Below are 23,151 nucleotides of genomic sequence, written 5' to 3'. Positions count from 1 at the left end.
TTATCTTGCTATTCATATTCCCATCTACAAGTATTATTGCTTGGATTTGAAAAGTAGATATTTAAGCCCCCACAAACAAGCGTGGGGGCGATATTGCTCATAGCAAATAGGGGTTTACTAAAACCAAAGCATGATCTAGTAGAATCTCAATACTACTGATTAAATAATAATTGCAGTTGTGTTTTATATTTGTTATATTATGAGCTTTTGACAACATTTCTTTCATTAGATGTAGCAATATAAACACCTAAAATTACGATAAACATACCAATAATTTGTTGCAACGTAAGTGTAGAACCATACAAAACTACACTTATCCAAGCGGCATTTATAGGTACGAGGTTCATATAAATACTAGATTTACTAGTTCCAATTCGTCTGATTCCTTCATTCCACAATATAAAGGCAATGACCGAAGCAAAGATACTCATGTAGCTTATTTCAATCCATGATTGTGCTGACATAGTTGCAACGTATATCCAACCACCTTCAATAATAGAAAAAACCGCCAGTAAAATAGTGCCAATTAACATCGTTATACATGTTGTGAGAGTTGATGAGACGTCTCTCATAACAACTTTGCCGATTAACCCGTGAATGACCCAACAAATTAAGCCACCAACAAACAATAAATCTCCTTTATTAAAAGAGAGAGAACCAATTGTATCAATCCCCTTAAAGATGACGATTAGAACGCCTGATAATGATAGAAATAAGCCTAACCCTAAACGTCTATTAAACTTTTCATTTAAAAACAATACAGCCCCCATTGTTAAAAAAGCAGGGGTTGTAGCCATGATTAATGCGCCGTTTACTTCCGACGTATATTTCAAGCCTACTAAAAAGAAAAGACCGTTATATAAAAATATACCAGTGAGGGCCATACATGTTAATCCGAACCAATGTCTTTTGAGCTTTTCTGTATTCCATTCTGATCGGTAGATGACAAGTAATAGTAAGATGATTGCTGCTGAACCAAAACGTAACGTACCAGCAGTCATAGGAGGTATTTCTGTAACGACATGTTTAGATGCACCGAAAGCCCCTCCCCAAAATAGGGGAACTAACAAAAGTAAAAAATATATCGATGTTGAATGATATTTAGATGTTTCCAATTTTCCACAACCTCTCTACCTACAAATAGTAGGTTATAGGTTTTGTCTTTAGGTGTATTAAAAGGTATATGTCGTCTCATTTATAATTACAAAACTTTCCGCTAAAGTCGACTTCTATCGTAGGAGAAGCAATTGACTTGGTTAACCAATGTTTTAGTATATTTAACATGAGCAAACTATGAAAATATCTGTTCCAAGTGATGGCTCAAATGGTTTATATAGTCATTAACTAACCATTTTAAAGTTACAGGTTGTTTATTTTCTAATAAGCATGGTAATTCCCACTGTTCTTTCGTAACATGTTTTAGGAGGTTGACAATTTGTGTATTTAAACCAACCCAAACTATAATGAGGTCATCTGTTTTGAATGAATGCTGATAATTATGAACCTTAACCAATAAATCTTGGTTATAGTTATTGATAGAAACTGAAGCTGTCGTTGCAGATAAAATTTCAACAAACCGTTGGTGATTTATATTGGCTGAATCACATAAATGCCCTAATATTTCTTTTTTAGACCATTTTGATTGTATAGGTTTATATTCCATATTTGAAAGAGATTTAATTTTTTGTGGAACTGATAATAAATAATTTTCTAATTGTGTAGTTGTAGAAAACATAATTTTCCTCCTATTTATAATATTTAGAATACTATACTAAGACCAACTTCGTTATAGGTGTTGTTTTTCATGTCGGCATTGGGATTCTTTGCATTATACTTTCGAAAAAATCCTCACTTAACTATATTAGTTTTGTACAATAAGTTTTCGTCCTGATTTTGTGCATACTTTCTTAAATCTTGAATAACTCGGGTATGCGTGTATTTATAACCTTTGTATAATATTCATAGGTATTGTGTTTCCGTATTTTACACTTCAAAAACAAGTTGACCAGAACCCATCATTACTGAACTACCTCCAATTGAGACGTTTTCATATACATTTCCTTTTTTACTAATTGATATGTCTATAAAGCTCGGCCTTTTCATTTCAATCCCTTGTTCATTTCTAATTTTATACGTTTGTTCAGATTTTGGAATTACTGAATATTCAACGAGATATGCTCCTAATGGGCCATTTGCATTACCAGTTGCAGGGTCCTCTGTAATACCCATTGCTGGGGCAAACATGCGGCTATGGACATCTGAACTCTCATAAATAGTCTCAGTTGTAAAAGCATAAATATGTTTTATATTTTTATCTTCACTAAAAAACTTATTCCAAACGTCTGTTTGAAGGCTTATTCTTTCCATTGCAGACAACGTACGGATGGGAATTAACAAGAAAGGTACACCCGTTGATATTGATTGTATAGGAAGGTTTGAATCAATATCTTCTGAAGAGATTGCTAAAAGTTCAGCAACGCGCTTAATATTATGAAAAACAGGTCCAAAAACCGGTGTTTTTTGATTCATTTCTACGAAAGAAATCATATCATTTTCTTTTTTTACTGTTACATTAATATTGCCAACACCCGTTTCGAATACTAATTGATTAAGTCTACTTTTCATTGTAGAAATGCGGTCCATCCCTAAAACGTAACCAGCTCCAATTGTCGGATGACCTGCGATAGGTAATTCGATTTGCGGTGTGAAAATACGTAATTCTTTATCAGCTGCTGCACTTCTTGAAGGCCTCATAAAGACCGTTTCAGAAAGATTTAATTCCCTGGCGATTTTTTGCATCATCTCAGTTGATAGATTGCCATTCTCTTTAAAAACAGCTAATTGATTTCCTCCAAATGCTTGATTTGTAAATACGTCTATTAACGTGTAATGTAAAGTTTGCATTGTTTATTGCCCCCCTTTGCTGTAATCTTATTACAACGATTAGGATTAATCAAACGAATGTTTATAATGATATGTATTAATTATATTAATAGAAAGGGGTTTGTTTGATGACATTACTTCAATATGAAGTGTTTCATACAATTGTTGATACAAAGAGTTTTACGAAGGCTGGGGAAAAATTAGGTCTCACACAAGGTGCTGTTAGCCATGCCATAAAAGGCTTAGAATCAGAACTTAACTTAACCCTTTTATATAGAAATCGGTCAGGGATTACTTTAACGAAAGAGGGAGAGGTAATCATTGATTACATCAGACAGATTTTAGCTAAAACTGAACTAATGAAGCAAGAGGCAGGGAGAATGAATGGCCTTGAAATAGGAACCATTCGTATCGGTACTTTTAGTAGCGTATCTGTTCAATTATTACCGCTTATTATTAAAAAATTTCACAAGTTGTATCCAGCAATCCGAGTGGAGTTTTATGAGGGTGGGTATGATGAAATTAGAAAAATGATTCTACAAGGAGAGGTGGATATCGGTTTTTTACCAGCAACAGAAATAGATAATTTAGACTTTATTAACCTTGTTGATGAACACCTCTATGTCATTGTACCAGCTGATCACACATTTGCAAAAAAGAAGAACATTAGTATACATGATATAGCTACTAATCCGTTTATCATGCCAAAGGGTGGGTGTGATGCACTGGTTAAAAGAGTATTTAAAGAAAACAATGTAAAGCCTTATATATATTGTGAAATTGAAGATAATCCTACAATAAGTGCAATGGTTGAACAGAACCTAGGAATAAGTATTGTTCCAAAAATGGTTTTATCCGTTTGTATTGGAGAAATAACTTCAGTAAGGTTAAAAGAAAATTACTATCGCTCTATTGGTTTAGTAGCAAACTCGTTTGAACACGCTCCACCAGTTGTACAGGCGTTTGTAGACTTGACTAAGAAGTGCTTAGAAGAAACCGAGTAACCTCGGGTACGATAGAGCTTTTGAAGATATTGTAGAGGTCGAGAACGCTTTAAAAGAAGCTAATCAGTATAGTATCCATTAGATCAGATGCAAGGTGAGATAATTCGAACTTAATTCTATTAATAAGTTCAGTTTGTTAATTGATTCTATCACACGATATTCAAGGACATTAGTATTACGAAAAAAATGGTTATCTATCCATTAATTCTATATTGTTAACATTTGTAATCTTATGATATGTTTTTTATTAAGAAAGATATATTACAACAATTTGGACTGGGCTACCACTAGTCCTTTTTTTATTGTATATGTTAGTCTTCAACTATATTTCACACTTCTAAGATTTTAACTTCCCATTCAATGTTTAGTTCGTAATTTCAAGTAAGTTAAGTAAACTCTTCTCCAATTATTATTCGTTCATCTTTTTAGACGATATATAGTGGTACTTATAAGTTGAGCGACTAATTTACAAAAGGGAATTTGTTGAGGGTATATGGTAATAATAAGGTTCATAGTATTGTATTCAACTATGAAAGGGAGGATTAAGGGGATGAAATCTATAATATTTGGTCTAGGGGTAATCATTTTAGTAAGCATGATTGTTCTGTTAATTAAAAAGAGAGTATTAACCAATGATAATGAGCCATTATTATCTGATTTTAATTGTGACCCTGAAGACATACAACCTTTTTTTATGCAATTATCTTCATCAATCTTTGATAGAGGTTTTACTGAAGATGATATTAATTTAATCAATAAAGAAATACATATGATGAAAAAAAGACATGAGGATAAAAAAATTGGTACATTTAATGTTATTTTTAAAGAGGAAAAAACTAGGATAAGTGTTGAAGCAGAAGTCGAAAACGAAGATGGCTCAAAAGGTGTTACTTTATTTATGTACGCTAATCCAGAAGTAGTTAAAGCGATAGATCAAGAAGTTGAGAAATTTTATGTAGAAAATGACATGTGAACTAGGATTAACAGTGCAAATAAAGTTCGATAAAATGAAATGGACTTTATGTATACATAAAAAATCTCCATTATTTCTTGTTAGTTTTAGTAATTTTAATGTAGATTATGTTCAACAATAAGCTGATTTACTTTAGGAATCAGCTCTTTTTTGGATTGTTTTGACCTTTAGTTATTGAAGAATTTATTGTATAAATAATTAACAATTCTTCGCATTCGTACTTAATGAAGTTAATGTAAATTAAGGACATAAAATTGCTTGGTGAATCAGAAAGACATATTAAGCGTGTTGAAGTAGGTAATCGCCATTAGCGATAATGAACTATATTTATAAATTGTAAATAATTTAGGCTTTTTCACAAAATTATATCTCTCCAATTGAATACAATACCTTAAATAACTAAAAGCAGGATTGGTGGGATTTGGAGGTGATAAGGACAGGAACTGACTTGCAATTAATTGGTTCATGGCTTCAGTCTATTGGAAACATTATTGCGGCAATTGGCAGAACTGAACCTATTTTAAATGATAATGAATTATCTAATCAGTTCATTAGAGTTGGAAATAGTCTTCAAGCAGTCGGGAACACATTTAAGCCGATAGGGAGAACAATGAATATTCAGGGTGATGGGACTGAGGCGGATTCTTTAATTATTTTTGGAAGTTGGATACAGGCATCCGGTAATACAGCAAGTGCTGTAGCAACCACTATTGAAGAAGATGAGGGAACTCAACTTGGTATTTTAGGTGGTTCATTTCAATCTCTAGGAGCTGCTTTTGCGGCAGTTGGATCTAACATGATTAAGGCTCCTCTACAAGACTTTGCAGTTGTAGGAAATATATTGCAATCTTTAGGGGCTGGGCTAGGAGCGATAGGTGGCATATACTTATTAGTTAGTATGGATGAAGTTGGTTTACAAATATCTAAGATTGGAACTTGGATACAAGCAATTGGTGCCACACTTTCTGCTATCATATTTACTAAGCAAATAGCAATTAAGGATTGAAATGTATAAAAGCTGTTGATGTGTATTCATACTAGCTATTCATATGAGAGAAAACTAATTTTTATTCTAATGATGCTTTCTAGGAAGGAATTTTGTTCTAGTCATAGAGAATATATAAGCAATAGCTATACATAAAATAAAGCTATTTTTGCATAGATTATTGTTTTTTGTAAGAAAAAATAAACACGTATACAATTAGATTTTATATAGTCTTACTATAAAACGATAAATGTTGAGAAAAATGACATCTTTATCTACTAGTTTAGATACTATAGCAACAAATTTTACAATAAGAGTCTAAAAGGAAGACTTATGATGGAGGGAGTTAGCCATGGAAATTTTTCTAACAGCACTAGTAACGGTTTTATTGTATTCGCCAGTTTTGATAAGGATGAATAACAGAATTTCTTCAGTTGAAGATAAGTTAATTAACATAGAAAGAAAATTGTTACAAGATGAGGGGAAGGTAATAAATATTAATCAAAGAGATTCGTAGGTATTATGTTTCATGACATCATGGATAACAGCCAAGGTGGGCATATTTTTTTGAAGGAGAAATCATACTAAAGTACTAAATGTAGCGCATGATAAAAGGTAAAAGGTGGGTAGAATTGTTGAGAAGCATTTCTTTCATCATTTTTGAATTGATAATGTTTGATATAAATTTAATAGCAAATCTAAATGTTTACTAATGTATATCGTATCATCATGATGAAGTCCTTTTTTTAGGCCCATAGTAATCATTTTAATCCTCAATTCCTCTATTTCCTGCAATAGTTCAGTTTGGTAATTTGATATATTCATTTAGTATAGGAACTCCTTAAAAGTTAGATTAGAGCAATAATGGATAATACTGTATTATGCAAGATATATTATATATCCAACAACTAGGAATTTAAAGAGATTTATTAAAAAAATATATGGGAATAGTTGGTTTTGATGTTGATGTGTTAGGTTAACATTATTGATTATGAACAAAAGTGAATGGTGAAGATTCTGGTGTAATTGAGCTATCTTAAATTTCAAAAGGAGGTTATACGTTGATTACATATGAGGAAGTAATGACAAAGCTATCGGAACTTGGAAATGAACAAACGAAAAATACGTTGCTAAGACATGGAGCAAGCGAGCCGTTATATGGAGTGAAAATTGGTGACTTAAAAAAGCACCTGGTGAAAAAGGTGAAGAAGGATCAAGACTTAGCATTAAAACTATACAATTCGGGGAATAGTGATGCTATGTATTTGGCGGGTCTTTCTGTAAGTCCTCAACAAATGACGAAGGAACAACTACAGAACTGGGTGAAGCAAGCAAATTGGTATATGATAAGTGAATATTCAGTAGCCCAAGTTACAGCGGAGTCTCGGTTTTCATTAGAACTAGCTAGAGAATGGATTGCTTCCACAAGTGAAAATGTTGCTTGTGCAGGGTGGAGTGTTTTTTCAAACTATTTATCAATTACACCTGATGAACTAATTGATCAAGATGAAATAATGAGACTATTAACAAAAGTGGAACACACGATACATGATGAAAGAAATCGAGTTCGTTATGTGATGAATGGATTTGTTATCTCAGTTGGAGCATATTATGAGCCACTTCATGGGGAGGCAAAGCGGATAGCAGGAGTAATTGGTAAGGTTAAGGTGAATATGGGGAACACAGCTTGTAAAGTTCCACTAGCTAAAGAATATATTGAGAAAATGGAGAAAAAAGAGTTAATAGGGAAGAAAAGAAAAACGTGTATTTGTTAGACTTAGCATTTAAGGAGCTTTGACGCTAAATAAAGGATCTTTTAGTAAACTTTTAGTGTTTTTTTCTTTAATATGAGCAACTAATATGTATGATCATTTTTATCGTCTTTTGAGGTGGAAAATGTGGAACGTGTTTAGCACTTATTACGAAAAGCAACAATCTAATGTGAAAACAGCTTAAATAAAACAGAAATATTTTTCGTCTTATTAAATGATAGTCTCGAGTATGAACTTTATAATTCTTTTGTTTCTGAATAAGTAGCTGTTATGGCAGCTTGAAAAAAAGAGAGTCCCGAGGACTCTCTTTTTATAAATGTATTAAGGTAACATATTTTTAATTCTGACATTTGTCGGATAAACGTATATATGAACTATTGAAAAAATAATTCGTCCTCGGTTGGTAGGTTCGGAGTATTTATTTTTTCATTCGGTTTTGGTAGCCCATTAAACTTTTTACTTTAAAGTGGTGGGGGTCAGTCCCCCAACAAGGGTGATTTAGTTTTTGAATATTGGATGCTTAGCTTGTGTAGTGCACGGGTACAGCCCACATAAAGCAGTTTGGCATCAACATCATTTAAGCCGTAATTTATTTGATCCACATCGGTGATAAGGACTGCATCAAATTCCAAGCCCTTTGTTAAATAAATAGGGATAATTGAGATGCCACCTTTGAATTCATTTTGTTTTGTCGTAATGAGTGTCATTTCTTTTTTAGATATATTAAGATTTTTATATAGATGCTCACAATCCTGTTCGGTTCTCCCGACAATGGCAATTGATTTTACTTTGTCTTCTTGATATTTTTGAATTATATTTGTGATTACTTTGATACGGTTTGATGGTGTTGTATTTATCAATTTGACTTTATCACCGCTTCGAAATACTGGAACAGCGTCATTAACGGCTTGAGAATTGTTAGCTTTAATTTTATTAGCGAACTGAATAATTTCCAGTGTTGATCGATAACTTTTGTTTAGTTCAAAATAGCCTTCCTTGCTCTCTTCACCGAACAGCTGAAAGATTTCTTGCCAGTCATTTAGCCCTTGATAACTGTGAATACCTTGTGATAAATCACCTAAGATTGTAAAAGCATTCTTTCTAGTCATTTCCTGCAAAACAGCTACTTGAAAAGGAGAGAAATCTTGTGCTTCGTCTAGTACAACATGGTGATAGCGTTTTTGTTTCTCGATCCCGTTGAAATAGTTGTAAATATAAACAATCGGAGCAAGGTCTTCAACTTCAACTCGTTTTTTATTAAGTAATTTGTTGGTAGTTTTTCGAATCTCATCAGGGATATCCTCAAAAATATTTGCAGGCAAATAGTTTACATGTTTTTGGTTGAAGATTTGTTTGTAAAATGATAATGGCGTTTGGATGTTCCAACTCTTTGTATATGTCTGTAATGCTTGAGTCGCTTTTCTTTTTACCTTAGCTCTGACATTTTTGTCAGCAATGTGCTGAAGCTCTGTCTCAATCCAACGTTTTATGCGGGATATCGTACGTTCTGTTCTTTTCACTAGTGGGTATGTTATATATTCTTCGTAAAACCATTGTTTAATCGTTTCAGCTTTAAGTAATGAATGTTCTAAGCCAGTAAAGTCTTTATTTGGGATGACGTTTTTTTCATAGAATTGTAGGCAGTGTTGAATTTTATTTAAAAACCGAACCGAACCTTTAAATCTACCTGGTGTATTTTCATTAATTGCTTGCCTTGAATCGTGGAGAGTGAACCATTTTGAAAAAGAATTGGTTTCATCTAGTAATTGCACTTCTTGATTTAGCATATTTAATGCCCAATCAGTAAATGTAGTTTGTTCTATGTGTCCTACACCAAGTTCAGGAAGCACATTTGAGATGTAATCGAGAAACATATTATTAGGAGCAAAGATGATCATTTTTTCAGCTTGAGTATTATGTTGATATTGATATAGTAAATAAGCTAATCTGTGTAATGCGACCGTTGTTTTCCCACTACCAGCTACTCCTTGAATAATAAGAGGTAAATTAATTTCTGATCGTATAATGGTATTTTGTTCAGCTTGAATTGTTGAGACAATATCTCTTAAACGATTATCCTTTTGTTCACTTAACTTATAAACTAAAAATTCATCGCTTCCTGAAAAATTAGATTGTCCCTTTACATAAGTATCAACAACACGACCAAGTTCCTTGTTTCTAATAGCAATGTTTCGCTTTAAATAAATAATACCTTCAATTAGCCCTTCCGGTGCTTTGTATGAAGCGATGTCATCACCACCAGCAAACGAATAAAACATGCTAGCTACTGGAGCTCTCCAGTCAACAATAAGAACTTCTCCAGTTTGTTCATCAGAAATACCTATTTTCCCGATGTAATATTCTTCTAGTTTTGGGCTGAGTTCCTCCTGGAAATCTAATCTTCCAAAATAAGGTTCATTGAGAGACGCTTGAAGGTTTTGTCGGTTAGTCTCTCTTGCATACTCTAACGCTTGTTCTGTGATATCACTGCCATGATATTGAGGTATAGAGTTGAGTAAGTGAAGCTGGCGCTCAATCTCTGCAGCTATTGTACTGAGTTGCTGCTTCTCTTTATCAAAGGCACTTTGAGTCTTTTTAGTCAAGATCAGTTACCTCCTTGTGAGAATATTCGCCAATTTTATTTGTGGCGAGATTACAAAATATATCATAACAATAGCGTAAATACAAGAGAAATTTAAGTGCAGATCCACAACTCGTTAAGTTCTTGTTTATGCAGTGCCACGAAAACAATAACCATCACAAAAGCAGTAAAAAAAGAGTCCATTATAGACTCTTGCTTAACCTCCGAAAAATAAATCAATGATATTCATTCCAGTAGAAGAATTTGTGTTATATAGCTCAGAATAGCCACAGTTTTTACAGTAAACAACTTTAAACGTATTGTGTTGAACATCAAATAATTTGGAAAGTCCAGTCCCAGAGGTAGCAATCTCTTTTGATCCTACCTCAGTTCCTCCGCATTTAATACAGCCTTTATTATTCATAGCGTTAGCCCCTTTCATATACATATATACGTATGATCCAGAGAATAAGTTTCACTATTGTTTTTTCTTATAAATATTGTTACTAAACAAAATAATAGAACAGTGAAATGAGAGGGGATATATTTACAAGTTGTAAAAGGAAGAAATAACATTCCAAACTACAACGAACATATGTTACTAAGATAATTTGGCAAATTCATCTGGTGTGTTGCCAATGATTGCTTTGAAATCTTTAATGAAATGCGATTGGTCGTAATATCCTAAACCATTACATAGTTGTAGCCAATTTAGATTTGGGGTTTTCTCAATCATCTCTGCAGCATTCTGTAATCTGTATAGTTTAATAACCCATTTAGGACTAACGCCAACATATTGTTGGAAAAGGCGTTGTAGCTTTCTTTTGTGAATGTTGAATTGATGGCATATCTGGTCTACCTTAGTAATTTCATGATTTGAGATAATGTGATCAATAATTTGATTTACGAGTGTCACATTATTATCTTGTTGCGGCAGTTTTTTTCGTATTATGTTTTCCACAAATTTAATCATCTCAAGTTCTTCTTTGCATGAAAGAACAGTTTCCTCAACCAACTCCTGTTCAATATCAAAAACATCGTGAATTTTCAAAGGTTTGTTCGTTAACTCAGCCACTGATCTTGTTGTAAAAGGATAAAATCCACCTGGTTTGAATTTTACCCCAACAACACGTCCTTTTCCTTTTACTAGGTAAGAGAATTTACTCGTTGTTGGAGCAAAAATACCTGTTTTATGTTGCTCAACAATCAAATTTACGCAAGGATTCGGAATAACATCTTGAAAGAACTGTTCATTTTCCTTTAAATCCCAACTAACGATCCAAAAGTGTTTAACAAAGAAGCTAGTTTCAAGAGAAGGTGGATAACGTGTAAGTGTATAATCTTTCACACTGTCATTAAACTTTAAAACACCCATACTTGGTTTAGGTGAATTTGCTTTCAATTAAACCCCTCCCATTTCTTTATTATGTCGTGTTTTTACAATACTTGTTATGTATATACGATTATAATCCATATTAGCATTACTTAAACGTTTGCGTAAATGCTAATACGAAGAGTTAAGGAGGAACATATGAAGTTATCATACCAGTTTTATATTGATGCATCACCAGTGAAAGTGTGGAACACACTTGTATCACCTGAAGGGACTCGAAGTACGTTTTTTGGAAGTGAACTTAGATCAACATTTACAAAAGGAGAGTCTTTTGAGTATGTGGGACCGGGTAATGATGGAGAAAAAACAGTGCATGTATATGGTGAAATTTTAGCATGTGAACCAAATAAGTTGTTAAGCTTTATTGAACACCCTGGTCCATCATATCATCAAAATCATTCAGAACTTGAATCAAGAGTATCCTTTTCATTGCAACAAGTTGGAAAATGCACAAAACTAACATTAGTTAATGATCAATGGACAGAGAATCATCCAGCATATGAAAATGCACAACAACACTGGTGGATGATTTTAAGTAATATAAAAACATATACAGAATCAGGAAAAACACTAGATTTTGGTGCACAGGAAATATAATTTACTTCAAAGGAGCTGTTTAATAAGTCTGATTTCTGACTTATTAAACAGCTCCTTCAGTTATTCAATATTATTAAGATTAAAATTAGCTTAAGCCTTAGCTATTTAAATAGATTGATTTATCTCACGAACCTTACTGTCATTAGGTAACAACATAGCTATAATCCCGATTATTGGTAGGAAACTACAAAATATCATGACAACTTTAATATTAAACATATCAGCAAACGTACCTAAGAAAACAGAGCCAATCGCTCCCATTCCAAATGCAAGTCCGACAATTAAACCAGAAGCCATTCCGATGTTTTTTGGCATAAGCTCCTGCGCATAGACGACAGAAACACTAAAGCTTGTCATCATAATAAATCCAACAATTAAGAACATAGGCATAACAAACTGTATAGGAACATACGGTAATGAAATAGTAAACGGAACGATGCCTAGCATAGAAATCATAATAATATTCTTATTTCCAAACCGATCAGCTAGTGGTCCTCCAAATAAAGTGCCAATTGCACCTGCAATCATAAATGTGAATAAGTAAAACTGTGCTTCAGTTACAGACAAACCATAGTCTTCAATAAGGTAGAACTGATAAAAGCTTGAAATACCGGCGTGGTACCAAGAACGAGCAAAGACAAAAAACACTAATAAAATCATAGCTGTTTTAATTTTGCTATTTAATTTATGCTTCTTTCGTTTAGCTTGAGTTTTTTTCATTGTGTGATAATTCATATGGCTTAACTGATTTTTATACCATGATGAAACAAGAAAAAGTATACAAATCCCTATTATTGCTAAGATAGAAAAGATAAGACCACCTTTTTGACCGAAAGGAATAAGTATAAATGCGGTATATATAGGTGCCATTGCTTGGCCGGTATTTCCCCCCACTTGATATATTGACTGTGCAAGTCCTCTTTTACCTCCAGCGGCCATCGAAGTTACTCTTGACCCTTCTGGATGAAAGATAGCTGATCCTAAGCCAATGAATAGTGCTGCGATTAAAATAAAGAAAAAATTTGAAAAAAGTGCTAGCCCCACTAATCCAAGTAAACTTAGGAATGTACCAAAGGGTAATAAAAAAGGAACAGAACGTTTATCTGCGAACGATCCAAATACTGGCTGCATGATCGAAGATGTCATATTTAATACGAAGGCTACCCAGCCAATTTGCGTATAAGTAAAATGTAAATTTTGTTCTAAGATAGGAAACATGGCGTAGACAACTGCTTGTAGTGAGTCATTAATAAAATGTCCAGCGCTAATTGCAAATAATACCCAATAGATGGGTGACATCATCATTGTTTTTGATTTAGTCAAGGTAGTCAAAATGTTCCACTTCCCGAATAGTATGATTGTCTACTTTACAGTAGATTGCTATTACCGTCAATGTATTCTAAAAATTAAAACATTCATTACAAAGCATATTTTATTTGGTTAAAAATAGCATCAGTTGTTGTATTTTTAAGAATAGTCATCAAATGGTAGGTAAACCTAATATTAAAAATAGTAGTAGGAGGATTCAAATTGACTTACAATGATGAAAACACAAAACTTCCTAAGTCTTCAAAGTCATTATGGATGAACTTTAATGATATGGAGGATTTTCCAACATTAGATGAACATACAGAAGTTGATGTTGTTATCGTAGGTGGTGGTATAACAGGAATTACATCAGCTTACCTATTAGTGAATGAAGGCTTTAAAGTAGCTATTTTAGAAGCAGATAAATTATTTACTGGTACCACTGGGCATACAACAGCAAAAATTACTGCACAACACAGTTTAATATACGATAAGTTTATACATAGTATGGACATAGGGATGAATAAAGCTAAATTATATTATGAAAAGAACAAAGATGCTTTAGCTTTTATTAAAGAAACAGTAGAAGAAAACAAAATCGATTGTGATTTTTGTGAGCAAGATTCATACATATACGCTACAACTGAAGAATATAGACGCAAACTTGAGAAAGAGGCGCTAGCATATGAAAAAATTGGCATTGAGGGTGGATTAGTTGATAATATACCTTTTAATATAACAATTAAAAATGGGCTTGTCATGAAGAACCAAGCACAATTTCATCCTGTGAAATATTTAACTCATCTAGTACAAGTTATCATCGAAAAGGGTGGACTTATTTTTGAAAACACTACTGCTGTCAATATTAAGACAGGGGATAAACCATCAGTTCTTACTCGGGAAGGGGCTAGTATAACAGGAAACTATATTTTGTCATGTTCGCATTTCCCGTTTTACGAAGGTGCTGGTTTGTATTCTACGAGATTACATGCTGAACGCTCGTATATCATAGCTGTAAAAGCTAAAGATGCATACCCTGGAGGCATGTATATTAGTGCTGATCAACCAATACGTTCACTTCGTTCGGCAACTATAGCTGGGGAGGAAATGATTCTAATTGGTGGAGAAGGGCATAAAACGGGCGAAGGAAAAAGCACGTTAGCACATTTCAATGCCTTGGAGAAGTTTGGGAATGATGTTTTCGACATAGAAAGCATCGCTTACCGTTGGTCTGCACAAGATTTATATACATTAGACAATATTCCATACATTGGAGCTGTAACTTTAAGTCAGCCAAATATTATGATTGCAACAGGTTATAGAAAATGGGGCATGACAAATGGAACAGTTGCAGCTTTGTTATTTAAAGATATACTCTTGAAGAAAATAAGAGTCGATGAGCATATGTTTGGCCCATCTAGATTTCATTTAAATCCTAGCTTGAAAAACTTCTTAGTTGATAATGCGAATGTTGCAGGTCATTTAATTAAAGGTAAACTTGAAATCTTATCTAAAGATGCTAGTGATTTATCTACAGGGGAAGGGGCTGTCATTACAGTCGACGGACATAGAAAGGGAGCTTATAAAGATGATACAGGTAAGCTACATATTATAGATACAACTTGTACACATATCGGTTGTGAAGTTGAATGGAACGATGGGGAGCGTTCATGGGATTGCCCATGTCATGGCTCGAGATTCTCATATACTGGTGAGGTCATTGAAGGACCAGCTGAAAAACCGCTACAAAAGTATGATTATAAGATGATTGACAATCTCACATCAGAGGATTCTGGTTATTAATTTTGACATGCAGTGCATTATGCAATCGTGGCTATCGATTTATTGCGCTTAATCTAAGGCTCTTTTCATAGGACTTGTATTTGAGTATGTATTATATGACTTTATAGACTTTAGAGTGGAAAAGATATGATGAATGTTAGTTATATTTGTGTCCAGCTCTCATTAAGAAAAGTAACAATAACTGTGAAATCAGTCCACTTGAAAGACGGTAATAACCTGTAATTATGTAAGCAGATCAATGAAAGGAAAACTTCTTTAGAATATTCATATTATATCAAAACGATTAAATGAGGGAGTAAAAATAGAGCTTATGCTAGAAGGATTGTTGTAACTATTTAGGTAAATCATTCACTTCGTGTGCGACCCGAATTCCAGATTCAATTGCTCCTTGCATCCAACCGACAGTTTGGGTCGTATGTTCACCAGCAAAGTGTACTTTTCCTTCGGGTGTAGGGATAGAGGGTGCCAATGAATATTCTTGGCCAGGATCAAATGCTGTAAAAGCTCCTGAAGAATATGGATTCTGGCTCCAGCTAAAGGAAGATCCAGAAACGAATTCAAGGAAAACCTGTTGCCCATATATTTTTGCTAAATCTATTAAAGCATATTGAATCCGTTCTTCTTCACTTAAGCTATCCCATAGTAATGCCTCATCCGCCCATGTATAACTCGCTAAAACAACTGCATTCCCTTTCGTTCCAATACCATAACTGGGGTAATACGAAAAGCGTATTGGTAAATCTGTAATCGACTTACCTCCATATTGAGCTGCATATTCCCAAAATCGACTTTTAAACTCAATAGCGATTTTTGTTGAAGGCATATAGTTAAGTTGCCGAATGGCTTTTCTTTTTTCATAGGATAAGGAATCATAAGGTTCAACCTTCACAAAGCGTAAGGTTGAAAAGGGTACAGTCACGATTGCAAGATGACCTGTAAAAGTGCTTAGCGTTAAATTTTTTTGATGAAGAGTTTCAATACCTACGTTAAATTTTCTATTAATGATTTTTATCATTTTTTGATTAAATAGAATATCGCTTTTTAATTGTGTCAGAAATGCTCGTGGTAAATAATCCATTCCACCAGTTATCTCATAATAACGTATGTTTGCGGTGAAGAAACTCATTTTTCGTAATACTTCGATTAAAGATACGCCAGAAAATGCTTTTAAATCAAGCATGGTATCAATCATATCAATTGCACCATATGAAAAATAAGATTGTAGGAGGAAACCAAATGAATATTTTCGGTATTTTTTTTCTGCTATTTTCCAATTTTTCTCTGGATTTTGCTGAATAAAATTGACAATTGGTTGAAGGGCTGAAAGCAACAGTTCTACTACAGTTTTACCACTTTCAGTTTCATCCAAAGGATAGTTTAAAATATGTGGGTTACACTTAACCGTACTCAAGGTAGTATGGGTCCCATTTATATAAATTTTGTCCAACGGGGTTTGATTTATAAATAGATTTGTAGGCAATTTAAACTTGTTAATATAGCTTAAGACAAATCGATGATTTTCAGGAATCCGCATAGAACCAGTATTAAAATATTGAGAACTACTAAATGGGGAACGTAACGTATGTACACGACCTCCAACTCTATCATTTCCTTCTAAAATGGTCACTTTATGTCCTGCATTTTTTAATAATGATGCTGCAACAAGCCCTGCTAACCCTGCTCCGATAATAATAATGTGTTTAGGTATATGTGATTTTTTTAATCCAGCTGATATAATATGAAGCATTTGATCGTCAGATAATTTGGGTTTCATTTATTCGCATCCCTCTCTCCTTAGTGTTTTATTTAGAGTTCTTTCGTAAGCTTTGCTGCCTCTGTTTCTTATTTGAAGAGAAAGTTTGCCACACTAGTCACCTTTGAAAGGGTAGAGAAGTAAGTGTGCGTTTATTTCTTAGAACTATAAATAACAATCAATTGGAAAACAGCGGTATTTTATTGAATAGGATGCAACAATGTACAAATGTGTAAAAGCACCTCTTAGCGCAACAAATTCTTTCTTAATAAAAAATAGTTAAATGAACAATAGTGTGCCAACATCAATGTGTACCTTCCTATTGTTACTAGGTTTATGTATCTTGAAGCCTTGTCTCTGTTCATTTGATACTGCTGACTATGGTAAAATGAACTCTCACATATATAATGGAATAATTAAAAGGGAGAATATCATGTATCTAAGAGAATTAACTTTCTTAAAAGAAAAAAATGGAGAAAAAGCTAACTATCCCCTTAACATACAAGCATTTCGATCAATGGAACAAATCCGTTTTGAGAGTAATGTCACTTTTTTTGTCGGTGAAAATGGGTCAGGAAAATCAACTTTGCTTGAAGCAATTGCTGATAAATGTGATTTTCATACTGCAGGTGGGAGTAGGAATAATATATATGAGGTAGATGCATCGCAGTCACATTTAAGTAAATACATTCGTCTTTCTTGGCTTCCGAAAATGACTGATGGATTTTTTTTAAGAGCAGAAAGCTTTTATCATTTTGCAAGTTACTTAGATCAATTAGCAAGAGAGGATAGAGCTTATCATTATCAGGGATATGGGGGGAAATCATTACACGAACAGTCTCATGGTGAATCATTTCTTACTCTATTTACAAATCGGTTTGATCGTAAAGGGATCTATTTGTTAGATGAACCTGAAGCAGCTTTATCTCCTACACGGCAGCTATCATTATTAAGTATAATTCATGAACTACAAGAATATTCTCAATTTATCATTGCAACACATTCTCCGATATTATTGGGATTCCCAAATGCACAAATTCTTTCTTTTGATACTTCACCAATAAGCACAATTGATTATGAACAAACGAGCCATTATCAAATTACGAGAAGATATATAGAAAATCGAGAGTTTTATTTTAAGGAATTGTTTGATTAATAGCTAATAAAGGGGTACATCTATTGGATGGTCTAAAAACTGCAAATAATAAATACGCTAATTTATCATGACACGAATATCGCATTTCACCTGATTCCATCACCAATATCGTATCTTTCTTTTATTAATGAACTAGTGTTTTAACAAGAAGCTTTAGACAACGGATCAAGTGTTTTTGAAGTTGGTTATTATCAAAAAGTACTTGTTGAAACTTAATGAAGCAATATTAAAAGTGTATATAAATATTTATTTAAAACCGATAAATAGCATTTATGTTCAAAGCACTTATTATTTACATAAGCTTTTATCGTAAATTTTGTTGCTGCGGTTAGCAAAGTTGAACTGAAACATATGGTTATATACCTTGGTCACCTTTTTAGAAAAGTGTAAATGCCACGAACTCAAGTAGTGTAGCTGTTTAAATCTCAATAAGAAAAACAATAATTGATGCCAAAACACCCTTTACAAAAAACAACATGTTATTTCTATAAATATACCAATAAAGGTAAAAATACCCTGTTAATACTAGGATATTGCTGGTAAACTAACAGTGGAATGATATAGTCAATCTCATCATTGTAAGTTCGTTATGAAATTAAGTGAAGTTTCTATATGGGGTGTATCTAACATGCAAATTAATCAAGAGCCGAAGGTAGAAAAGAAGTTATTACAGGTAGGGTTTTTAGCTTCTCACGGTGGTAGTAATATGAAATCGATTGTAGAAGCGATTAAAGTGGGGAGCTTATCAGCAAATGCGAGTGTTGTAATAAGTAATAATAGTAACTCAGAAGCTTTGAAATTTGGAAGGAGAGAAGGGGTTCCGTCATATCACATTAGCAACAATACTATTAACGACTCAACAAAGCTGGATTTACATATTAGAGATACCTTGGTGAAGCACGGTGTAGACCTTGTCATTTTAAGTGGGTATTTTAAAAAAATAGGTCCAAAAACATTAGAAGCTTTTTCAGGAAGAATTATTAATATTCATCCATCTCTATTACCGAAATACGGTGGAAAGGGTATGTATGGGAATAACGTTCATAAAGTGGTATTAGAGGCTAGAGAAACGGTTACAGGGGTGACTGTTCATATCATCGACGAAGTTTATGATAAGGGAAAAATATTAGCACAACGTAAAGTTGATGTGTTAAAACACGATTCTGTCCATAGCTTGGCTAAGAGAGTTTTTCATTGTGAAAAACAATTTCTTCCGGAGGTCATACAAAGCATTCACTTTGGCAACATAAAATTACCTTAATCCGAACTAAATCGTATCGTACAGGATTTAAGAAAGGAGAAGTGAATATTGTGGAAATAGTAATATATGTACTATGGCTAGTTATTATATTTACTGTCTTATCTTTTATGGGTAATGTTCAAAAGCACTTAATGACAATCATTGAAAAGCAAGAGGAGCAAAATAAATTGTTAAGTGAACTAAACAAAAAGCTAGAATATGAAAGACTCAATGAATAGCGAGATTTTTCTAGTACTTAAATATCCTTCCTTTCATTAAATAGAAAAAAATATCGATATCAATACGTTATCATACTGAATTAAGAGTAAGTGCTACAGTTATTCCTCTCGAAAAAGTTGTAGATAGTTAGTGTCAATATATATATAAAAGTAAGTTATGGATGCATTTAAATTTATTTCCTACTATAAAATTACCATTCAATTGTAAAGATCCATAAGTTGTCCCCAATGAGAGTCAACAAACAGTAATTGTAGCTTTGAAAGTATTGTTACTTCAATATAAATATATGATCCCCTATTTTTTGAATATAATAAGGTTTTATGCTCAGTTTTTGAGTATCCTATTTGATTTATAGCTGTTTGCGCATTAATGTTGCTTTTCGAAATATGAATACTCCTTTATCCGATGATCATTCCAGAAATCTTTGCTTCTATAATATGATATTAATCTTCTTTTTTACTGTGGTAAATTTGTATACATATGAACAGAATTTACGAAAAGATTTGTTTTTTAACGATTGGAAACGAATGTCTTTTTAACTTGCTTCCTTTATATATTATTTTGTATAGATTTGCCTAGAACACAAATGATATACGTAAAGGAGGTGGGTCCATGCCTAAAAAAGGAATGAGTTTTGAGGAACATTCATATCATACAAACCCTACTAGCCAAGATGGAATTCTAAATGATACAACGACCAACTCTGGTGCCTCAATTGGAGTGAGTATGGAAGTCGATAAACTGAATCAAAATAATAAAAATCCGTTTCATTTAGACCCTAAAAAAGAAGAAAAGGCGGAAATACAGCAAGAGGGGGTCAGACCCCCAGTGATTTAATGTGGCGAACAGTTGGGGGATAAACCCCAACTATTTATATCTTAATATATTTTCTTGTAAGATGTTTAGGCATTGAGATTATGTCTGAATGAAAAAGAGCTGCCAAAAGCTCTACACCATCTATTACACCGATGCTAGGTTGTGTAAATAGATTTGGGTCAACTAGGTAAACATTATTGTTATTTACAGCTCTCAGCTGTTTCCAACCATCTAGTTGTTGGAGTTGTTTTACTTCTTCAACGGCCTTTTTCCGATCATATCCGCACGGTGAAATAATTATTATTTCGGGATCATATTGTTTTAGGTCCTCCCACTTTATGGGGTTAGAGTGCCCTTCATTCTTTGCAAAAATATCATCTCCCCCAGCTAGGTGTAATAAATCTGGAATCCAATGACCCGAGTTATAAATTGGATTTATCCATTCCATGAAAAAAACTTGACTATTTCTTCTGTTACTTTCCATCAATTTTCTTTGAATTTGATTAAGCCTATCCTTATAACCTTTAACTGCATCTATTCCTTTTTGTTCAGAACCCAGCTTCTTAGCAACTGACATTGTCAAAAATATCGTTAAGATTTTTTGGAATAAGCGGTACAATTTTTGGCTGCTTCGATAATTGGTATATAGCCTTTTCTACATAGGATGTTCCGATTTGGCAAACGTCACAAACGTGTTGAGTGAACATGATGTCGGGTTCAATTTGTTCAAGTAATTCTTGATCTATATAATAGAGCGATTTTTGTTCTTCCATATATTCAGAGACAGTTTCATTAATTTCTGAAGAGGTCAATTGGTTATCTTCTAGTACTGATCTAACTACTTTTGGTTTAGAAGATGGGCACTCAAACGTAACCCCGCTTAAAAACTGATCTAAGCCTAAACTATTAATCATATGGGTTGCTGCTGGAACACAGGATACAACTTTCATAAATATCTTCCTTTCAAAATACTACTATTGATTAGTAAACTTTATCGTATTTAGGCAATTAATGCTGAATTTAAGCATTATTTAAAATAGCAATTTTTTTTCGACAAGAGATTAATAAATTCTATTAGGATAATATGTAACAAGTTCTAGTTGATGAGGACTACATCTCAACAGAATTTGTGTATTATTATACTTTATTTTATCACTATTTATAAGAATAATCCCCATACCAAAGAGCACCTTAGAGTCATAGAATACATTATGACATAAATGGGGGGAATAAAATGAGAAAACAAGTATGTAAGTGTCTACAAAACGTTGAAGAGACTTTAATTAAAACAAAACAATTTACATTAAATCCGAATACATCTGGCAGTGTTGAGAAAGAGATCCCTTTGTCACCACAATTTCTCCAATTAGCAGAGCTGCAGCTAAAAGATGTAAGAATGACAGACAAAGTATCTATTCATGCAACTGTTGGTTCTAGAGTAGAAGAGGGAAGTGGAGACACAGATATAATTTATAAAGTTTATAGAAATGTGATTAGTGAAGCCAATATTATATTTAGTGGTAGAGTTGAATTAGATGATAATCAGAATGATTTTAGCATTGATAGCTTTTTTCATGTGGATATAAATCCGTCATTGGGCAATGTGAAGTATATCCTTACCGTTGAGCTTATAGAACAAAGCCAAGAACAGGTTTTTGTAGTTGGTCCTATTACTTTCGTTATAGAGCAAATTAGAGCAGAACTAAAAAGCAAATGCATGTGTACTCAAGCTGTTAAACAGACAGTTGTAGATTTAAATCACATAGTTTTATCACCGAACGAGTCTGGAAGCTTCAAAGATGGGATGATTCCTGTAGGACCAATGTTTTTAAGGCTGGCAGAGTTATCTTTAGATCAAATAAGACCAAATGATATTGTTCTCTTGAAGACTACCGTAGGTACAGAAGCGCTTATGCAAAGTCCAATATTGTTGTATAAAATATTTCGAAATTCGGTTAATAATGCTAATCTCATTTTTAGTTCAAGAACGGAAATAGATGAAACATTTCAAGATGAGTTTAGTATTGATAGCTTCATTCATGTAGATCTTAAACCAACATTAGGAAAGGTAAAATACATCCTAACTGTTGAGGTTGAAACATCTTTTAATGACGAAGCTTCTGTAGTAGGACCACTATCTTTTGTGATTCAACAAATTAGAACAGAGCAAAGTGGTAAATGCACATGTAACCTAGCTTCCAATATAGAGCTAGTAGATGTGAATCAGTTCGTATTACCAACAAATGTATCTGAGAGTATTATGATGGACATAGGTATGGACCCACTGGAATTAGCACGTTCATCTTTTGAAAAAATAAGACCGAGCGATATGATCGTAATAAATGCTACCGTTGGAGCAAAAGTTTCAGATGGTGGAGGTAATCCTGATTTGTTATATAAGGTGTATAGGAATTCTATCGTTGCTTCTAATCTTATCTTCAGTGCTAAAAGTGAACTAGATGAGGGTGGTAATGATTTTGCGATAGATAGCTTTACTCATGTAGATACAAAACCGACGCTAGGTAAAGTATCATATATACTAACAGTTGAAAACATTGAAGCTAATACACAAGCACAAGTCATTGGACCTATCACATTCAAGTTAGACCAGTATAGGAAAATATAAATTTGTAATTAATGATATCTT

Annotated in this window: 23 protein-coding genes; 12 read left to right on the top strand and 11 right to left on the bottom strand. The window is 33.3% G+C overall.

Annotation, left to right across the window (positions count from 1 at the left end; genetic code table 11):
* Window positions 1–197: 197 nt before the first annotated feature.
* The 3 genes from V1503_RS00405 to V1503_RS00395 form a co-directional block, all read right to left on the bottom strand.
* Complete coding sequence (locus V1503_RS00405) at window positions 198–1,115, bottom strand: DMT family transporter (RefSeq protein WP_320257310.1); 918 nt, start codon at window positions 1,113–1,115, stop codon at window positions 198–200.
* Window positions 1,116–1,291: 176 nt separating this feature from the next.
* Window positions 1,292–1,735: a DinB family protein gene (locus tag V1503_RS00400; RefSeq protein WP_214482312.1), complete on the bottom strand. Its 444-nt coding sequence runs from the start codon at window positions 1,733–1,735 to the stop codon at window positions 1,292–1,294.
* Between the two features lie 248 nt (window positions 1,736–1,983).
* A complete protein-coding gene (locus V1503_RS00395) occupies window positions 1,984–2,904 on the bottom strand; it encodes a PhzF family phenazine biosynthesis protein (RefSeq protein WP_410623948.1) in 921 nt (306 codons plus the stop codon).
* Window positions 2,905–3,011: 107 nt separating this feature from the next.
* Between V1503_RS00395 and V1503_RS00390 the strand changes: the two genes are divergently transcribed.
* From V1503_RS00390 to V1503_RS00375, 4 genes are all read left to right on the top strand, one after another.
* Window positions 3,012–3,887: a LysR family transcriptional regulator gene (locus V1503_RS00390; RefSeq protein WP_410623946.1), complete on the top strand. Its 876-nt coding sequence runs from the start codon at window positions 3,012–3,014 to the stop codon at window positions 3,885–3,887.
* A 550-nt stretch (window positions 3,888–4,437) separates the two neighbouring features.
* Window positions 4,438–4,860, top strand: a complete 423-nt coding sequence (locus V1503_RS00385; protein ID WP_214482315.1) for a hypothetical protein — start codon at window positions 4,438–4,440, stop codon at window positions 4,858–4,860.
* 427 nt (window positions 4,861–5,287) lie between these two features.
* Window positions 5,288–5,866, top strand: a complete 579-nt coding sequence (locus V1503_RS00380; protein ID WP_214482316.1) for a DUF6944 family repetitive protein — start codon at window positions 5,288–5,290, stop codon at window positions 5,864–5,866.
* A 331-nt stretch (window positions 5,867–6,197) separates the two neighbouring features.
* The gene (locus V1503_RS00375; RefSeq protein WP_320257305.1) at window positions 6,198–6,362 is read left to right on the top strand and encodes a hypothetical protein; all 165 of its coding nucleotides are present in this window, start codon (window positions 6,198–6,200) and stop codon (window positions 6,360–6,362) included.
* Between the two features lie 137 nt (window positions 6,363–6,499).
* Here V1503_RS00375 and V1503_RS00370 read toward each other — a convergent pair whose 3' ends face one another.
* Window positions 6,500–6,670 (bottom strand): aspartyl-phosphate phosphatase Spo0E family protein, encoded by a 171-nt coding sequence (locus tag V1503_RS00370; protein WP_410623943.1) that lies wholly within the window; start codon window positions 6,668–6,670, stop codon window positions 6,500–6,502.
* Window positions 6,671–6,909: 239 nt separating this feature from the next.
* On the opposite strand from V1503_RS00370, the gene V1503_RS00365 reads away from it, so the two are divergent.
* A complete protein-coding gene (locus V1503_RS00365; protein WP_320257579.1) occupies window positions 6,910–7,620 on the top strand; it encodes a DNA alkylation repair protein in 711 nt (236 codons plus the stop codon).
* 473 nt (window positions 7,621–8,093) lie between these two features.
* On the opposite strand, the gene V1503_RS00360 is transcribed toward V1503_RS00365, so the two are convergent.
* The 3 genes from V1503_RS00360 to V1503_RS00350 all read right to left on the bottom strand — a co-directional run bounded on the left by V1503_RS00360 (window position 8,094) and on the right by V1503_RS00350 (window position 11,600).
* On the bottom strand, window positions 8,094–10,220 hold the full coding sequence (locus V1503_RS00360; protein WP_410623940.1) for a HelD family protein: 2,127 nt from the start codon (window positions 10,218–10,220) through the stop codon (window positions 8,094–8,096).
* 195 nt (window positions 10,221–10,415) lie between these two features.
* Complete coding sequence (locus V1503_RS00355) at window positions 10,416–10,622, bottom strand: zinc ribbon domain-containing protein (RefSeq protein WP_214482319.1); 207 nt, start codon at window positions 10,620–10,622, stop codon at window positions 10,416–10,418.
* A 177-nt stretch (window positions 10,623–10,799) separates the two neighbouring features.
* Window positions 10,800–11,600: a DUF6597 domain-containing transcriptional factor gene (locus tag V1503_RS00350; RefSeq protein WP_410623938.1), complete on the bottom strand. Its 801-nt coding sequence runs from the start codon at window positions 11,598–11,600 to the stop codon at window positions 10,800–10,802.
* Window positions 11,601–11,729: 129 nt separating this feature from the next.
* On the opposite strand from V1503_RS00350, the gene V1503_RS00345 reads away from it, so the two are divergent.
* Window positions 11,730–12,188: an SRPBCC family protein gene (locus V1503_RS00345; RefSeq protein ID WP_410623936.1), complete on the top strand. Its 459-nt coding sequence runs from the start codon at window positions 11,730–11,732 to the stop codon at window positions 12,186–12,188.
* Between the two features lie 105 nt (window positions 12,189–12,293).
* Here the strand turns inward: V1503_RS00345 and V1503_RS00340 are convergent, their stop codons facing one another.
* The gene (locus tag V1503_RS00340; RefSeq protein WP_410623934.1) at window positions 12,294–13,520 is read right to left on the bottom strand and encodes an MFS transporter; all 1,227 of its coding nucleotides are present in this window, start codon (window positions 13,518–13,520) and stop codon (window positions 12,294–12,296) included.
* A gap of 198 nt (window positions 13,521–13,718) precedes the next feature.
* Here V1503_RS00340 and V1503_RS00335 point away from each other — a divergent pair, with 198 nt between their 5' ends.
* On the top strand, window positions 13,719–15,299 hold the full coding sequence (locus tag V1503_RS00335) for an FAD-dependent oxidoreductase (protein WP_410623932.1): 1,581 nt from the start codon (window positions 13,719–13,721) through the stop codon (window positions 15,297–15,299).
* A gap of 331 nt (window positions 15,300–15,630) precedes the next feature.
* Here V1503_RS00335 and V1503_RS00330 read toward each other — a convergent pair whose 3' ends face one another.
* Window positions 15,631–17,073 (bottom strand): flavin monoamine oxidase family protein, encoded by a 1,443-nt coding sequence (locus V1503_RS00330; protein WP_410623930.1) that lies wholly within the window; start codon window positions 17,071–17,073, stop codon window positions 15,631–15,633.
* Between the two features lie 412 nt (window positions 17,074–17,485).
* On the opposite strand from V1503_RS00330, the gene V1503_RS00325 reads away from it, so the two are divergent.
* From V1503_RS00325 to V1503_RS00310, 4 genes are all read left to right on the top strand, one after another.
* Window positions 17,486–18,208, top strand: coding sequence for an AAA family ATPase (locus V1503_RS00325; RefSeq protein WP_410623928.1), 723 nt, complete (start codon window positions 17,486–17,488; stop codon window positions 18,206–18,208).
* A gap of 628 nt (window positions 18,209–18,836) precedes the next feature.
* A complete protein-coding gene (gene purN, locus V1503_RS00320; protein WP_410623926.1) occupies window positions 18,837–19,469 on the top strand; it encodes a phosphoribosylglycinamide formyltransferase in 633 nt (210 codons plus the stop codon).
* 50 nt (window positions 19,470–19,519) lie between these two features.
* Window positions 19,520–19,687: a hypothetical protein gene (locus V1503_RS00315; RefSeq protein ID WP_214482325.1), complete on the top strand. Its 168-nt coding sequence runs from the start codon at window positions 19,520–19,522 to the stop codon at window positions 19,685–19,687.
* A gap of 613 nt (window positions 19,688–20,300) precedes the next feature.
* Window positions 20,301–20,525 (top strand): hypothetical protein, encoded by a 225-nt coding sequence (locus V1503_RS00310; protein ID WP_214482326.1) that lies wholly within the window; start codon window positions 20,301–20,303, stop codon window positions 20,523–20,525.
* 34 nt (window positions 20,526–20,559) lie between these two features.
* Here V1503_RS00310 and V1503_RS00305 read toward each other — a convergent pair whose 3' ends face one another.
* A complete protein-coding gene (locus tag V1503_RS00305) occupies window positions 20,560–21,081 on the bottom strand; it encodes an ABC transporter substrate-binding protein (RefSeq protein WP_410623923.1) in 522 nt (173 codons plus the stop codon).
* On the bottom strand, window positions 21,068–21,454 hold the full coding sequence (locus tag V1503_RS00300; RefSeq protein ID WP_410623921.1) for a TroA family protein: 387 nt from the start codon (window positions 21,452–21,454) through the stop codon (window positions 21,068–21,070). The genes V1503_RS00305 and V1503_RS00300 overlap by 14 nt, the downstream gene beginning before the upstream one ends.
* A gap of 284 nt (window positions 21,455–21,738) precedes the next feature.
* Here V1503_RS00300 and V1503_RS00295 point away from each other — a divergent pair, with 284 nt between their 5' ends.
* Window positions 21,739–23,130, top strand: a complete 1,392-nt coding sequence (locus V1503_RS00295) for a hypothetical protein (RefSeq protein ID WP_410623919.1) — start codon at window positions 21,739–21,741, stop codon at window positions 23,128–23,130.
* Window positions 23,131–23,151: the final 21 nt, after the last annotated feature.

The sequence above is a fragment of the Nanhaiella sioensis genome (genome assembly GCF_046557775.1).
Lineage (GTDB): Bacteria > Bacillota > Bacilli > Bacillales > SM2101 > Nanhaiella > Nanhaiella sioensis.
This window is presented reverse-complemented; position numbering and strand designations above follow the sequence as displayed.

What these genes read in the sequence shown, in the direction of transcription:
- V1503_RS00400 (WP_214482312.1), bottom strand. Translation starts at nt 1,735, where the DNA reads ATGTTTTCTACAACTACACAATTAGAAAATTATTTATTATCAGTTCCA.
- V1503_RS00395 (WP_410623948.1), bottom strand. Translation starts at nt 2,904, where the DNA reads ATGCAAACTTTACATTACACGTTAATAGACGTATTTACAAATCAAGCA.
- V1503_RS00390 (WP_410623946.1), top strand. Translation starts at nt 3,012, where the DNA reads ATGACATTACTTCAATATGAAGTGTTTCATACAATTGTTGATACAAAG.
- V1503_RS00385 (WP_214482315.1), top strand. Translation starts at nt 4,438, where the DNA reads ATGAAATCTATAATATTTGGTCTAGGGGTAATCATTTTAGTAAGCATG.
- V1503_RS00375 (WP_320257305.1), top strand. Translation starts at nt 6,198, where the DNA reads ATGGAAATTTTTCTAACAGCACTAGTAACGGTTTTATTGTATTCGCCA.
- V1503_RS00370 (WP_410623943.1), bottom strand. Translation starts at nt 6,670, where the DNA reads ATGAATATATCAAATTACCAAACTGAACTATTGCAGGAAATAGAGGAA.
- V1503_RS00355 (WP_214482319.1), bottom strand. Translation starts at nt 10,622, where the DNA reads ATGAATAATAAAGGCTGTATTAAATGCGGAGGAACTGAGGTAGGATCA.
- V1503_RS00345 (WP_410623936.1), top strand. Translation starts at nt 11,730, where the DNA reads ATGAAGTTATCATACCAGTTTTATATTGATGCATCACCAGTGAAAGTG.
- V1503_RS00330 (WP_410623930.1), bottom strand. Translation starts at nt 17,073, where the DNA reads ATGAAACCCAAATTATCTGACGATCAAATGCTTCATATTATATCAGCT.
- V1503_RS00325 (WP_410623928.1), top strand. Translation starts at nt 17,486, where the DNA reads ATGTATCTAAGAGAATTAACTTTCTTAAAAGAAAAAAATGGAGAAAAA.
- purN (WP_410623926.1), top strand. Translation starts at nt 18,837, where the DNA reads ATGCAAATTAATCAAGAGCCGAAGGTAGAAAAGAAGTTATTACAGGTA.
- V1503_RS00310 (WP_214482326.1), top strand. Translation starts at nt 20,301, where the DNA reads ATGCCTAAAAAAGGAATGAGTTTTGAGGAACATTCATATCATACAAAC.
- V1503_RS00305 (WP_410623923.1), bottom strand. Translation starts at nt 21,081, where the DNA reads ATGTCAGTTGCTAAGAAGCTGGGTTCTGAACAAAAAGGAATAGATGCA.
- V1503_RS00300 (WP_410623921.1), bottom strand. Translation starts at nt 21,454, where the DNA reads ATGAAAGTTGTATCCTGTGTTCCAGCAGCAACCCATATGATTAATAGT.
- V1503_RS00295 (WP_410623919.1), top strand. Translation starts at nt 21,739, where the DNA reads ATGAGAAAACAAGTATGTAAGTGTCTACAAAACGTTGAAGAGACTTTA.